This is a genomic window from Paenibacillus sp. T2-29 (assembly GCF_052921365.1).
Map to the genome: position 1 here is coordinate 238,546 of NZ_JBREVE010000004.1, position 14,457 is coordinate 253,002.

Consider the following 14,457-nt stretch of genomic DNA (forward strand, 5'->3'; position numbering starts at 1 on the left):
TCCCAAGAAGCCGCTGCGATCAGAATGCTATTAATCGTCTCGCGGCTTCTCTTTTGAAAATGGAATGGAGGTATGGGCAATGAAGTCCTTTCGCTTTTGGTTGGTCCTAGTCTCATGTATAGTTATTGCTGTAAATATTACGGGATATGACGACTATAATATACTTTTGGCTATTATTAGCCCGTTGGTTTGGGTGTATGAATCTTTTCAATTTGTGCGAAAAACACATATCCCCATAGCGCTTGTTTACTTCACTACAATAGGTTTCTGGTATCTCATAGGATATGTTATCGATCGTTTGATTAGAAAATCAAAAGAATAATTACTTGAAATGATTTTCTAAATCATTATCTACCTTCTCAGGCTCGTACTCGACTGTTTTATAGTCAGGTGAAGAAGGAATCATATTGACCACTACATTCCTCATTTGTAGCTTGTACTTTCCTTCTTCAAAAGCAAGAATATGCTTGATAGGAGGTAACTCCATATCCTCATACTTCGTTATCGAAGAAACAACAATCTTGGAAGGGTCAGAATCATCCACAGACATGATACGATAATCAATCGGTGTCCCTTGGGCTTTTAGAAAATTAAGTCGTGCCCGCTCTGTTTTAAAACGATAATCATCAGACAGCGAAAGCATCTTATCGTAGTCACGACTCATAGAGGCGTTCATATATTCTGAAAATGTCGAGACAGCAGCCTCTTTAGGCTTATCGGGAAGTTTATAAGGTTCCTTATCCCCTCCAAAACCAGTAGCAACTAAGGTCAAGACCCCTCCAAGAACAATCAAACAAGCCAACTTCTTACGTAATGCAATCTTCAATTAATAAAACCTCCCTCGCTAAAATTCATCCCTATATTCCCATGCCTATACAGAGTTGTCGCCTTTCAGAATAAGTCAATGTTACTTAGATGTGGCTTGATAATGTTTACATGTATAGTCTCATTTATTAGGGCACTATTTACAGTCGCCCCCATAATCTCTGAAACCCATCTTAGAGGCACCATCACGCGATTGGGTGATTCTGGCATAACAGGCGCACTAGGCATTATTTTTTCTTTATCATTTACATAAGCCACTTTACTCCCGACAGTCAGACGTACGATTTCACCATGCTCAGAAAGGATTGTAATCTCCTGCTTCTCTCTATTCCAGCTTACACTTTCGCCCAAACTCTCTGATACAAATCTAATAGGGACATACGTTGTATTGGTTGCTCGTTCGATATAAGGATTTGCATCAGATGTGACTTCAACATTGTTTACTTTAAGAACAAGGTTGTACAAATATTTAGGGAGTGCAGCATTTGCCTGATCTACGGTTATAAAGAAAATCACAACAAAGAGTATGGTATGAACTGCTTTCTTCAACATGTGATATCTCCTTTTCAAGTAGAAATGAATTTATGAAACTCATTGAAACTTGAAATTCTACGGAATAGTCTTTCGCAAATAGCTTGCGTATCATAAGAACGTATACCTCAACAAAAAGTCTACCATATTACCCAAGTTACTCCAAGATTAGTCATGGACATGCGGGCTTGATTTTGCAATATCTGTAGAATTTTATAATCCACCTGATCCCTCTCGCTACATCTCCTGTAAAAAGAAAACCAGTTCAACACATTGTAAGCATGTATTGGACTGGTGGACGTGTACACGTTAGTTTCCCGCAAATTAGATCAGTGTATAACCGCCATCCAGGAACAGCACGCTTCCGAAGGTCTCTACCGCTTTTGCAGGAATGGCCTTCTTCGCTTGCGCCAGCCTGTCTGCAGAACGGCCAGCGATTACGATACTTGCTCCTTACATTTGCTGCTTCTACGGCTGTTGCCAGCCCTATTCCTGCACTGCAACCAATCACGACAACAGGTTGATTATGTAAACTCATATTATTGTCATCTCCTTCATAAGGATATTATCATAACTATTTTATAATCATATATATTTTTATTCGGATGAGCTTTCAGGGGCTACGCTCTTACGGTAGGATGTCGGCGACTGGCCAGACCAGCGTTTGAATTGCCTACTAAAATGTGCAATATCCCCATAGCCTAGCAGATCGGCTATTTGCTGCACCGACCATTGCGGATCAGCCAGCAGCAGCTTGGCCTCATGCAAGACAAGCTCGGATAGATACACACGCGGAGATACGCCAAAAACACTACGGAATACGCGATTACAATGGGACACGCTAATACCCAGCTCGGATGAAATACCCTCAATCCCATCCTGTTTTTCCAACGAGCCGGCCTGTCTATAAGACAGATTGACTCTGCCCTGAAGACGACTGGCAATCTGATGAGCAAGCTCTGCCTGCACATATCCACGTCCCGGCAGATGAGCAGCTTCACTGGATACAGCCTCCCACAACGTTGCGAACAGTTCAAATACAGCAGATTGAATCCGCATACGTTTTGCCACCGAGTCACCATTTATCCCCATGTCATCCAGGGCAGAAAGATCAAGCAGCTTGCCCAGCGCTGGCTCCATCTGCCTTGCCACCGTGCCATCCGCAGGAAAAAGCACTTGCTCCAAACGGCTCAGTAGCGAAAGAAACAATTTATCATCAATGTCGAAATGCATGCAAAAATACGTAAATCCCTCCCCGTTACTACAGCTGGAGTGCACAATTCCCGGGCGCAAAAGCATCAGATCACCCTGTCGCTGAATATAGCTGCGACCATCCACAACCATGATCTGTTCTCCCGCAAGCACGATGTTAATTTCATATTGCGGATGTTCATGTGGTGGATAACTCCAGTCTCTTCCGACACTTCGTGTATGAATGGCAAATAGATTGACCGTAGTTCGCACATCGGGAAAAAAGAATTCCTCTCCGGAGACCGTAAGGTCTGGATCATGGGGACTCTTCGGTAAACGTGGTGACGACATATTCTCCCTCCTGGCTCATTTACATCGATATCCTCCAGTATATCGTTTTCAGCGCGATTTGGATAAATAGTGGAGCGATTTGACAATGGTTCCTCGGCACATGTCATGCTAGGCTCTAATTGAAGTTAGTCAACGTTACATTTTATTATGAAAGGGGTTTCAATATATGTCGAAAAATATATTTTATAACACGCAGCATGCACCTATCGGTTCATTCTCCAGCTTTACACTTGGGTTTAAGGGTAATCGCGGCGGACTCGGCCTGGAGCTGGGCAAGCCTGCCGATGAAAATGTATACATCGGACTGCAATCCAGGGATGGCGGATCCTATGAGGCGCTTCCCTTTTTCGCATCCACACAGGACGAAAGTACCCGCTACGATGTGGAGAAAAAGGATAAAAAAACGGAGCCTCTGCTCGTTGCCTTTGCCGATCAGGACATCACCCGTGAGTTAAAAGCAGGAACAGATACATGGCAGGCAAGCGATTTGACGTTCCGGCTGTACTCTCCCGTTCGCCCGGTGCCCGAGCCGGGAATTGCCGGCATAGATGAGCTGCGGGCAGCGTTAGTTCCGGCTGTATTTGCCGAGCTGACGATCGATAATACAGAGGGTGCTGCTGCACGGAGAGCCTTTTTCGGCTATCAGGGCAGTGATCCGTATAGCGGCATACGTATTATAGGGGAAGATCCACGCAGGGACATTATGGATTCTCCTCAATTGGAGGGAAGACTCACAGGCATCGGTCAAGGACGAAGTACAGCTATTGTGACCAACAGTAGTGAAGCCATACCTGCCAGCGGATTTGCAATGGAGAAGCTGCTCGGGGAGACCATGGCCGATAACTTATCCTTTGGCCTGGGCACAACGGGTGCGCTCCTGATGGACGTTCCCGCAGGAGAGAAGCGCACGTATTCCTTCGCCATATGCTTTTATCGCGGCGGCATTGTGACAACAGGCATCGAAGCATCGTATTACTATACCCGGTTGTTCAAGGATATTGAAGACGTGGGAAGCTATGCGTTGAAGCATTTTACCGACCTGACTGCAGCTTGTATTCAGGGGAATGACTGGATCGAATCGGCGAACTTGAGTCCGGATCAGGAATTTATGCTCGCTCAGGCAATTCACAGCTATTATGGCAGCACCCAATTGCTCAGTCAGCAAGAGGATGGCGAACCGATCTGGATTGTGAACGAAGGCGAGTACCGAATGATGAATACACTCGATCTGACGGCGGATCAGCTTTATTATGAATTGATTTTGAATCCATGGACGGTACGCAACGAACTAGAATGGTTTGTCCAAAGGTACAGCTATCGGGATGAGGTGCGCTTCCCGGGAGAGGAACAATCCTATCCGGGGGGGATCACGTTTACGCATGATATGGGCGTGGCCAATGTGTTCTCCCGGCAGGGGTACTCCTGTTATGAACTGGCAGGGATTGACGACTGCTTCTCTTACATGAGCCACGAGGAACTGGTGAACTGGCTTTGCTGCGCCACGGTATATATCGAGCAGACACAGGATCAGTCATTTACGACACGTATGCTGCCTGTCTTGTGCGACTGCTTCGAAAGCATGCTGCGGCGGGATCATCCAGATCCGGCACAACGAAACGGCTTAATGGGCCTGGATAGCTCAAGAACCCAGGGGGGCGCAGAAATTACGACTTACGATAGTCTAGATGTATCCTTGGGTCAGTCCCGCAATAACATTTATTTAGGCAGCAAATGCTGGGCGGTATATGTTGCGCTGGAAAAGATATTTGCCTCAAAGGGGCTTAACTCCCTTTCACAGGAAGCTGGCTCACAGGCAGACAAATGCGCAGCATCGATCACCGCTCACATGACAGACAAGGGCTATATCCCTGCAGTCATTAAGGAAGGCAACGACTCACAGATTATTCCTGCCATTGAAGGGCTAATCTTCCCCTATTTTACAGGATGCGAGGATGCGCTTGAGCCTGATGGGCGGTTCGGTGGATATATCCAAGCACTTCGACGCCATTTGCAAACCGTACTGGTACCAGGAGTTTGTCTATTTGAAGACGGAGGCTGGAAGCTATCCTCGACCAGTAACAACTCCTGGTTGAGCAAAATCTATCTGTCTCAGTTTATTGCCCGTGAGCTGCTGGAACTGCCTTGGCAGGAAACTGGGCAGGCGGCTGACGCAGCCCATGTTTCATGGCTCCTCCATCCTGAAGAATCCTATTGGTGCTGGAGCGACCAAATGCTCTCCGGCATTGCCCACGGCAGCAAATATTACCCACGCGGGGTTACCGCTATTTTGTGGCTGTATGAAGGCAAAGGGAATCGGTTTACCCTCCCTCAGCATATGAGTCAAGATGAGAAGCAGCATGTCTAAGACAAACGAACCCTCACTCGCCCAAAGGAGGTTCAAATAATATGAGCAAGCGTATGGATATGCCTAAAGGGAGCGGCTATGACGCTTGGCTACACTACCACCGCGATCGTCTTATAGAAAAAATGCCTGCTTGGTGCAGGGTCATCGTGGTTCATGACACAGATGATGAAGTGCTTCAGACAGCTGCGAGTGAGCTTCAGCAAGGATTGGCCTCTATGTTTGGACAGCAGCCAAAGATGAGTACCATTCCTGTCCATGTACCATTCGTTGCGCTGGGTACGTTCCAAGACCATTCATGTATTGCAGAACGATTTAGTGCAGAGGAACAGGCAGAAGTGAGCGTAGAAGGCTATCGAATTCGCGGGGTAGAGGCTAAGAAACTGGCTGATTCAACCGGTCAAGATCACGATGATATCAAAGGACAGTGCGTTATAATTGCGGGTCAGACCTCCAAAGGGGTATTATATGGAGTCTTTCACTTGCTGCGCTACCTGCAAGGAGGACTAGACGGCAAGCTGAAGCCCACTGCCAAAGAATCATTGCATGCTCCCAGTTTAGACCTATTGTCCAATCCAGCTAATCCGATACGCATGATCAATCACTGGGATAACATGGATGGTAGTGTTGAACGTGGATATGCCGGCGCATCTATTTTCTACAACAACAATGCCTTTACTACAAATATGGAGCGCCTTCGAGACTATGCCCGTCTACTTGCTTCTGTAGGCATTCAGGCGTTATCCATTAACAATGTGAATGTCCATCAGGTAGAAACCGAGCTGATAACAGATCGTTTTTTACCGGATGTAGCCAAAGTAGCTGCCATCTTTCGCGCCTATGGTATCCAAATCTACTTGAGCATTAACTATGCCAGCCCGATTCAGCTCGGTGGATTAACTACAGCCGATCCTCTAGACCCTGGTGTAGCTGAATGGTGGAAGACCAAGGCCCAGGAGATTTACGCAGCCGTTCCCGATCTGGGTGGTTTTGTGGTCAAGGCCGATTCTGAAAATCGGCCCGGACCCTTCAGCTATGGACGCCACCACGCCGATGGAGCCAATATGCTGGCGGATGCACTACGGCCCTATGGCGGACGTGTGATTTGGCGTTGCTTTGTCTACGACTGCAAACAGGACTGGCGTGACCGCAAGACGGATCGGGCTCGCGCGGCCTTTGACCATTTTAAACCGCTGGATGGACTGTTCCGGGATAATGTCATTTTACAGATTAAAAATGGCCCTATGGATTTTCAGGTGCGAGAGCCTGTATCCCCCCTGTTCGGCGCGCTGGAAGCCACTCAGGTACTGCTGGAATTCCAAATTGCACAGGAGTATACCGGACAACAAAAGCATCTATGTTACCTGGTTCCGCAATGGAAGGAAGTGCTTGATTTTGACACCTATGCACAGGGGAAAGGCTCCACCATCAAACGTATCGTGAGTGGCGCTTTGCATAGCAACAGCGAATCTGGTTCTCATCACAGGAAGGCTACTGTCCATGCAGGCAGCGGCAGTTTCCAGGAGGAGCCAACGAATCATGTTCCCAAGGGCACGAACTTTGGAATAGCCGCTGTTTCCAATATTGGTGCAGACACCAATTGGACCGGACATTTGCTCGCCCAGTCCAATCTTTACGGCTACGGCCGATTGGCATGGGACCCGGATCTATCCGCAGATGAAATCGCGGATGAATGGGTTCGGTTGACATTCAGCGACCAAGGTAAGGATGCCGATGATACCGAGTTGATTCCTACCATTAAGCAAATGTTGCTCGATTCATGGAATATCTACGAGTCCTACACTGCTCCTCTCGGGGTTGGCTGGATGGTCAGTCCCAATCACCACTATGGGCCAGATGTAGATGGATATGAATATTCAATGTGGGGCACCTACCATTTTGCCGATTGCTGGGGAATCGGGGTAGATCGCACGACTGCAACGGGAACAGGCTATGCAGGACAATATTTTCCTCCTGTTGCCGGGATCTACGAATCTATAGACAGCTGTCCAGATGAGCTGCTCTTATTTTTTCATCATGTCCCTTATACGCATGTGCTCCACTCCGGACAAACGGTCATACAGCACATTTATGATACTCACTTTGAAGGTGCAAAGCGTGCGGCACATCTTCATGCAACATGGATTAGTCTGCGAGAGCAACTACATGAGACAATCTACGAACAGGTGCTGACACGGCTTGAACATCAGGCTGAGCACGCCGAGGAATGGCGGGATCGAATCAATACGTATTTTTATCGCAAAAGTGGTATTCCCGACGAAAAAAATCGCCCTATCTATTAAGCAGATAGCCTCATGCGTTGCTTGCATACACACTGGGTTTTGCCTCCCCTTTCACGGGAATAGCGATAAAAGACACATGTCTTACTCAGACCTGTGTCTTTTTTTGCATGGTCTAATTTATGCACACGGTTGCTAACGTAAAATGTCATATTTGTCCACCCTGAGTGTGCAATAAATTCTTCTTTTTTATGCAACCGCTTGCTTTATACTATTTTTGTAGACGTTTACAAAATGTTGTCGAATTAGACTATGCTTTGGGGAGGATGATCGGTTTGACCTTGTATCGAAGTCTATGGAAAAAAGGGTGTATGCTTCTATTAAGCCTTGTGCTGTCTCTGACCGCCTTCATTGGCTCACCCTCTAATACGGCGAGCGCTGCGGTTGCAGATGATTTTCAAGCTTCCGTTATGGGACCGCTGGCGAAAATCAATGACTGGGGTTCCTTTAAAAAGCAGCTACAAACGTTGAAAAACAATGGCGTATATGCCATCACTACCGACGTCTGGTGGGGCTATGTGGAGAGCGCAGGAGATAACCAGTTCGATTGGAGTTACTACAAAACCTATGCAAATGCCGTGAAAGAAGCGGGACTGAAGTGGGTTCCTATCATCTCAACGCATAAGTGTGGAGGAAATGTAGGAGATGACTGCAACATCCCACTGCCAAGCTGGCTGTCGAGCAAGGGCAGTTCAGATGAAATGCAGTTCAAGGACGAAAGCGGCTATGACAATAGTGAAGCCCTTTCCCCATTGTGGAGAGGAACCGGTAAACAATATGATGAGCTGTATGCCTCATTCGCTGAAAACTTTGCCGGGTATAAAAGTATCATTCCCAAAATTTATTTGAGCGGCGGTCCTTCCGGGGAATTGCGCTATCCGTCCTACTATCCAGCAGCAGGATGGAGCTACCCGGGACGAGGCAAGTTCCAAGCTTATACTGAAACAGCCAAAAATGCATTCCGCACAGCTATGAATGACAAGTACGGATCATTGGACAAGATTAATGCTGCTTGGGGCACCAAGCTTACCAGCCTTAGCCAAATCAATCCACCGACTGATGGGGATGGATTTTACACGAACGGCGGGTATAACTCCGTGTATGGAAAGGATTTTCTGTCGTGGTACCAAAGTGTGCTTGAGAAGCATCTAGGTGTCATCGGAGCAGCTGCCCACAAAAACTTCGATTCTGTGTTCGGTGTCCGGATCGGGGCCAAAATTTCCGGTCTGCACTGGCAAATGAACAATCCTGCCATGCCGCACGGCACAGAACAAGCGGGTGGATATTATGATTACAACCGTCTCATTCAGAAATTCAAGGATGCCGATCTAGACTTGACATTTACTTGCCTAGAGATGAGTGACAGTGGCACAGCACCGAATTATTCGCTGCCGTCCACCCTGGTTGATACCGTCTCCTCCATCGCGAATGCCAAGGGTGTTCGCCTGAATGGTGAAAATGCACTTCCGACAGGCGGTAGCGGCTTCCAAAAAATCGAGGAGAAAATCACGAAGTTCGGTTATCACGGGTTTACGTTATTGCGCATCAACAATCTCGTCAACAATGATGGCTCACCAACCGGTGAGTTGAGTGGATTCAAACAATATATCATCAGCAAAGCCAAGCCTGACAATAATGGCGGTACAGGCAACAAAGTAACGATATACTATAAAAAAGGCTTCAACTCGCCTTACATTCACTACCGTCCGGCTGGTGGTAGCTGGACTGCTGCACCTGGTGTGAAAATGCAGGATGCCGAAATTAGCGGCTATGCTAAAATTACCGTCGATATCGGTTCTGCCTCCCAATTGGAAGCCGCTTTTAACGACGGCAATAACAACTGGGACAGCAACAACACCAAAAACTACTCCTTCAGCACGGGCACTTCTACGTACACGCCCGGTAATAGTGGCAATGCAGGAACGATCACTTCAGGCGCTCCATCGGGTGCGAATCCCGGGGATGGCGGCGGTACAACTAACAAAGTAACGGTATACTACAAAAAAGGCTTTAACTCACCTTACATTCACTACCGTCCGGCTGGTGGTAGCTGGACTGCTGCACCTGGTGTGAAAATGCAGGATGCCGAAATTAGCGGCTATGCTAAAATTACCGTCGATATCGGTTCTGCCTCCCAATTGGAAGCCGCTTTTAATGATGGCAATAACAACTGGGACAGTAACAATACCAAAAACTACCTTTTCAGCACTGGAACTTCTACCTACACGCCCGGCTCTAACGGAGCCGCAGGAACTATCCGAACAGGGGCACCTTCCGGGAGCGTCCTCAGCGTAGTGACTTCCACCTACGCAACCGACCTCAACGAAGTTACAGGACCTATCCAAACAGAAAAACTTTCAGGTGTATCCTTAAACGTAAGCACTTCTACCTACGCACCCAACTCTAACGGAGTTGAAGTAACTGCTCAAACGGAGGCGCCTTCAGGCGCCTTTACCCCTATGGATTTGGGTACCCTTTCCAACCCCACTTCTCTCAACACAGACTGGAGCAAACAGAGCATTTATTTTATCATGACAGATCGTTTCAGCAACGGAGATCCATCCAACGATGACTACGGTGGCTTCAATTCCAACAATAGTGATCAGCGCAAGTGGCATGGTGGCGATTTTCAAGGTATTATTAACAAACTCGACTACATTAAAAATATGGGGTTTACCGCGATCTGGATTACCCCAGTAACGATGCAAAAAAGTGAATACGCTTACCACGGCTATCATACGTATGATTTTTATGCAGTAGATGGGCATCTCGGAACAATGGACAAGCTCCAAGAGCTGGTTCGCAAGGCACATGACAAAAATATTGCTGTGATGCTGGACGTAGTTGTGAATCACACAGGTGATTTCCAACCGGGGAACGGCTTTGCCAAGGCTCCTTTCGACAAAGCAGACTGGTATCATCACAATGGTGACATTACAGACGGGGACTACAACTCCAACAATCAATGGAAAATCGAAAATGGTGATGTAGCTGGACTGGATGACCTAAATCATGAAAACCCCGCTACCGCAAACGAGCTTAAAAACTGGATCAAATGGCTGCTTAATGAGACAGGCATTGACGGACTGCGGTTGGATACCGCCAAGCATGTACCGAAGGGTTTTCTAAAGGATTTTGACCAAGCCGCCAATACCTTCACCATGGGTGAAATTTTCCATGGCGACCCTGCTTATGTGGGGGATTACACCCGGTATCTCGATGCCGCATTAGATTTTCCGATGTATTATACAATCAAGGACGTATTCGGACACGATCAATCCATGAGAAAAATCAAGGATCGCTACTCCGATGATCGTTACTATCGCGATGCTCAGACCAACGGTGTATTTATCGACAATCATGATGTAAAACGTTTCCTGAATGACGCCTCTGGCAAGCCGGGTGCTAACTATGACAAATGGCCACAGCTCAAAACTGCTTTGGGCTTTACTCTGACGTCACGCGGAATTCCAATCATCTACCAAGGCACTGAGCAAGGCTTTAATGGCGGAGATGATCCCGCCAATCGGGAGAATATGAATTTCAACGCCAACCATGACCTTTATCAGTACATCGCTAAGCTGAACTCTGTGCGCAACAACCACCCTGCTCTGCAAAACGGCAGCCAAAAGGAAAAATGGGTCGACGACTCCTTTTACAGTTTTCAGCGCTCTAAAAATGGCGACGAGGCCATCGTATTTATCAACAACTCCTGGAATAGTCAAACCCGCACGATTGGCAACTTCGATAATCTGTCCAACGGAACCCGCCTGACTAACCAGCTGAGCAACGACTCCGTTCAGATTAACAACGGTTCGATCACTGTGACTCTTGCTCCAAAGGAAGTTAAAATTTTCACCAAGTAAACAGCGGCATTCAGTTACATTGGTTATTCAGATATGCTAAAATAAAAGGTAGAAGGATATACTAAAAAAGAGCAAGGATGCTGTAACATCCCTACTCTTGGCAACAGCCGCTTTGAAGAGCGGTCGGCTGAAAAGGGCTAGCTATTAGAAATAGACCGTGTTCCCCTCTCCAGGGCGGTCTATTTCTTTTTGTTTTGGTTCAGCGCAATAACAATCGTAACGATTAATCCGATCAACGCTACTAGTAGCGTGCCGAACATCATCATTAATGTCAGAGCATCCTTAACCTCCACAGGCATCACCTCCCTTCCGGGAGACTTAGCCGACCGCCCACCTAAGCCATTCTGTTGTTACTGGAATTATAGCACGTAAATCCGTCCTTAAGCGACAACATTTTACATACTTATCCAGCCAATCTTATGCAAACACTCATCGTCTTTTTCTGCTTACACACTCTACTTTGTCTCTATACGGGTATAGCTTCTTAACGCCAATAAAAGCCCTAGTACAAAAATGAAACAAATACTGACGATTCCTCCAGGAACATTCGTAAATGTTCTGCCCATGTCACCATGGGGAGAAAACAATAACGGCACTGTCCATGGATAAAAGGTATTCCCCGGTGTATTAACTAAAACAAAGTTTAAACACATAACCGTACACATCCCAATAATGGCGGGCACGAATTTTTTCCAACGAATGGCGAAGAACGTAATGATCGGGATGAGCATAGCGTGCATAAGAATCATTTTAGCGAAGATCCCAAGCTGATACATAACGATATCAAAAGTTAGCGGTCTGGTCGTAATAAACGTACCTAATACTGTAGATAGCACAAATGCCAACAGCAGGCTAACAGCGATGTACATATAGATAACGAGCAGCTTGCTGAAGTAAATCCGAGTTCGGCGAACTGGGTTTGTAAACAGGGCCATATGGGTCCTCTCTTGATATTCTCTCGCATAGATATAGCAGGTCAAAATATAATAGCTCATATACCCAGTTAGGAAATTAATAAGAGTAACAATACTCATAAAATAGTCATTCCAACCATCACGATCTATGGAATACTTGGGACTACCCGCGTAACTATATAGTTCCAAAACAATGGTTAATACTAAAATTATCACACTCAACCAAAGAATTTTGGTTCCTTTCAGCTTTAAGCACTCTGCTTTAAACAGGTCAAGCACAATAACCCTCCTTTCAAAAAACTCCCCATTTAGTCTTTTCTTTGATATGTCCATATAGATAAAAACAATCCAAGAAGAAAGGTTATGGATAAACTCAACCACGCTACGGGAATATTGACGTGTCTGACCGCGCTTCCTTCATTGGGGGATAAAAGATAGGGTACAATCCAAGGGTACCATTCACTTTTGTACATAAAATTTAAAAATATAGCAGTACAAACTACGAGTACAACCACCATAAGACTTTTCCAGCGTATAGCAAAAAAAGAGGCGATCGGGATTAACATCGCATGCATCACACACATTTTAGCAAACACTTGGATTTGGTATACCCATATAGCCATCGTTAAGGGACGATCTGTAATGAACATGCCTAATAATGCAGACAAAAACAAAACGAAAAATAAGGACCCAATAATAAATCCATAAATAAGGATCAATTTACTAAAATAAAATTTAACTCTAGTGACAGGCGTGGTAAACATAAACAGATGCGTGTTTTCCTGGTACTCTCTTGCAAAAATATGACCAGTTAAAATGTAATAGCTGATAAATCCGGCTGCAACATTGACCAGAAGAACTATTCCATTAAAATAGTAGGTCCAACCTCTCTTATCAATTGAATATCTGTAAAAAATAGCGCTCGTCGTGAATTCCAACAGTATAATAGCCAGCAATATAATAAAACTCAACAAGAAGGCTTTAGAACCTTTAAGCTTAATGAGTTCTGCTCTAATCACGTCGCCCACCCTCTTCTGAAATGAGTGTCAGAAAGTACTCTTCTAGCGTCTGCTTTGTAGTGTGCATCTCATAGACTGAAAACTGATGATCTATTAACTGTTTATTTAGCGTAGATGTATTCTCAATCGGACTATGAATTCTTAGTTGTTGTGGGGATATCACCTGAGATTGTAGCTGCTTCATGTGTTCTTGCAGAAACGTTTGTACTGTTTCTGCATCGTCTACCTTTAGGTCTGTATATTGCTCAAAACCTTCCTCCAACCGACTCAAACGATTTTCCGCCAATAACTTTCCATTATGTATAATCCCGATGTGTGTAGCTAACTGCTGAATTTCGCTCAAGATGTGGCTGGAGATAAGAATCGTTTTCCCGTCTTCCTCGCACAATCGCTTCAATAGCTGACGAATTTCCTTAATCCCAGATGGGTCCAGTCCGTTCGTCGGCTCATCCAATATAAGCAACTCAGGATCATGAACAAGTGCCCTGGCAATTCCTAATCGTTGCTTCATTCCTAGGGAAAAATCCTTAAACTTCTTCTTCCCCGTATGCTCTAACCCCACCGTAGTTAAGGTTCGTTCAATTCTCCCATCATCCTTCACCCCCATGTACGTACAGCAGATTCTCAGATTATCTCGTGCACTCAGATTTTCGTATAAACCTGGTGTTTCGATAATCGTACCTATTTTTGAGAAAATAGAAGGATAGCTTTTCTCCAACCGCTCGCCAAATAAAAAAACCTCCCCATTTGTAGGCTCAACCAGCCTCATCAGCATGCGGATGGTTGTCGTCTTTCCAGCTCCATTTTCACCTAGAAAACCGTAGATACTGCCCTGTTCTACATGTAAGGAAATATCGTCTACAGCTATCGACATCCCAAACTGTTTGCGAAGCTTTTTTGTTTCTATAACATACTGCATTTTTTTCTTCCTCCTACTCCTATACACACCAAATATAATTATTATACAGACTGTACTATCCACAAAATGTAAAAACAATCACATTTATTCATTTGCCAATCATTATCCCGATAAAACAAAACAGGCACCCGACGAAGCGTACACTTCGTTGCAGGTGCCTGTTTATATATAAACAACGT

11 protein-coding genes are annotated in these 14,457 nt (G+C 45.7%); 3 read left to right on the forward strand and 8 right to left on the reverse strand.

Features of this window, described 5'->3' with window-relative positions; all coding sequences use genetic code 11:
* Nucleotides 1–322 precede the first annotated feature (322 nt).
* The 4 genes from ACU1JV_RS13860 to ACU1JV_RS13875 all read right to left on the reverse strand — a co-directional run bounded on the left by ACU1JV_RS13860 (nt 323) and on the right by ACU1JV_RS13875 (nt 2,898).
* A complete protein-coding gene (locus ACU1JV_RS13860) occupies nt 323–826 on the reverse strand; it encodes a hypothetical protein (protein WP_337682903.1) in 504 nt (167 codons plus the stop codon).
* A 65-nt stretch (nt 827–891) separates the two neighbouring features.
* The gene (locus ACU1JV_RS13865) at nt 892–1,377 is read right to left on the reverse strand and encodes a copper amine oxidase N-terminal domain-containing protein (protein ID WP_413987193.1); all 486 of its coding nucleotides are present in this window, start codon (nt 1,375–1,377) and stop codon (nt 892–894) included.
* Nucleotides 1,378–1,621: 244 nt separating this feature from the next.
* Entirely contained in the window at nt 1,622–1,894 is a 273-nt protein-coding gene (locus tag ACU1JV_RS13870) for a hypothetical protein (protein WP_413987194.1), read from the reverse strand.
* Between the two features lie 59 nt (nt 1,895–1,953).
* The gene (locus tag ACU1JV_RS13875) at nt 1,954–2,898 is read right to left on the reverse strand and encodes a helix-turn-helix domain-containing protein (RefSeq protein ID WP_413987195.1); all 945 of its coding nucleotides are present in this window, start codon (nt 2,896–2,898) and stop codon (nt 1,954–1,956) included.
* Between the two features lie 166 nt (nt 2,899–3,064).
* Between ACU1JV_RS13875 and ACU1JV_RS13880 the strand changes: the two genes are divergently transcribed.
* From ACU1JV_RS13880 to ACU1JV_RS13890, 3 genes are all read left to right on the forward strand, one after another.
* Nucleotides 3,065–5,263, forward strand: a complete 2,199-nt coding sequence (locus ACU1JV_RS13880; protein WP_413987196.1) for a glycoside hydrolase family 52 protein — start codon at nt 3,065–3,067, stop codon at nt 5,261–5,263.
* Nucleotides 5,264–5,304: 41 nt separating this feature from the next.
* Nucleotides 5,305–7,563, forward strand: a complete 2,259-nt coding sequence (locus tag ACU1JV_RS13885; protein WP_413987197.1) for an alpha-glucuronidase family glycosyl hydrolase — start codon at nt 5,305–5,307, stop codon at nt 7,561–7,563.
* A 272-nt stretch (nt 7,564–7,835) separates the two neighbouring features.
* Nucleotides 7,836–11,426, forward strand: a complete 3,591-nt coding sequence (locus tag ACU1JV_RS13890; RefSeq protein WP_413987198.1) for a family 14 glycosylhydrolase — start codon at nt 7,836–7,838, stop codon at nt 11,424–11,426.
* A 179-nt stretch (nt 11,427–11,605) separates the two neighbouring features.
* Here ACU1JV_RS13890 and ACU1JV_RS13895 read toward each other — a convergent pair whose 3' ends face one another.
* The 4 genes from ACU1JV_RS13895 to ACU1JV_RS13910 all read right to left on the reverse strand — a co-directional run bounded on the left by ACU1JV_RS13895 (nt 11,606) and on the right by ACU1JV_RS13910 (nt 14,278).
* Nucleotides 11,606–11,719, reverse strand: a complete 114-nt coding sequence (locus tag ACU1JV_RS13895) for a putative holin-like toxin (RefSeq protein ID WP_010347020.1) — start codon at nt 11,717–11,719, stop codon at nt 11,606–11,608.
* Nucleotides 11,720–11,881: 162 nt separating this feature from the next.
* Nucleotides 11,882–12,673, reverse strand: coding sequence for an ABC transporter permease (locus tag ACU1JV_RS13900; RefSeq protein ID WP_413987199.1), 792 nt, complete (start codon nt 12,671–12,673; stop codon nt 11,882–11,884).
* Nucleotides 12,649–13,359, reverse strand: a complete 711-nt coding sequence (locus ACU1JV_RS13905) for an ABC transporter permease (protein WP_137079489.1) — start codon at nt 13,357–13,359, stop codon at nt 12,649–12,651. Before ACU1JV_RS13905 ends, ACU1JV_RS13900 begins: the two co-directional genes overlap by 25 nt.
* Complete coding sequence (locus tag ACU1JV_RS13910; RefSeq protein WP_413987200.1) at nt 13,352–14,278, reverse strand: ABC transporter ATP-binding protein; 927 nt, start codon at nt 14,276–14,278, stop codon at nt 13,352–13,354. Before ACU1JV_RS13910 ends, ACU1JV_RS13905 begins: the two co-directional genes overlap by 8 nt.
* Nucleotides 14,279–14,457: the final 179 nt, after the last annotated feature.

Excerpts from the sequence above, each read along its gene's own strand:
- ACU1JV_RS13865 (WP_413987193.1), bottom strand. The coding sequence starts at position 1,377 with ATGTTGAAGAAAGCAGTTCATACCATACTCTTTGTTGTGATTTTCTTT.
- ACU1JV_RS13875 (WP_413987195.1), bottom strand. The coding sequence starts at position 2,898 with ATGTCGTCACCACGTTTACCGAAGAGTCCCCATGATCCAGACCTTACG.
- ACU1JV_RS13885 (WP_413987197.1), top strand. The coding sequence starts at position 5,305 with ATGAGCAAGCGTATGGATATGCCTAAAGGGAGCGGCTATGACGCTTGG.
- ACU1JV_RS13880 (WP_413987196.1), top strand. The coding sequence starts at position 3,065 with ATGTCGAAAAATATATTTTATAACACGCAGCATGCACCTATCGGTTCA.
- ACU1JV_RS13870 (WP_413987194.1), bottom strand. The coding sequence starts at position 1,894 with ATGAGTTTACATAATCAACCTGTTGTCGTGATTGGTTGCAGTGCAGGA.
- ACU1JV_RS13910 (WP_413987200.1), bottom strand. The coding sequence starts at position 14,278 with ATGCAGTATGTTATAGAAACAAAAAAGCTTCGCAAACAGTTTGGGATG.
- ACU1JV_RS13900 (WP_413987199.1), bottom strand. The coding sequence starts at position 12,673 with ATGGACATATCAAAGAAAAGACTAAATGGGGAGTTTTTTGAAAGGAGG.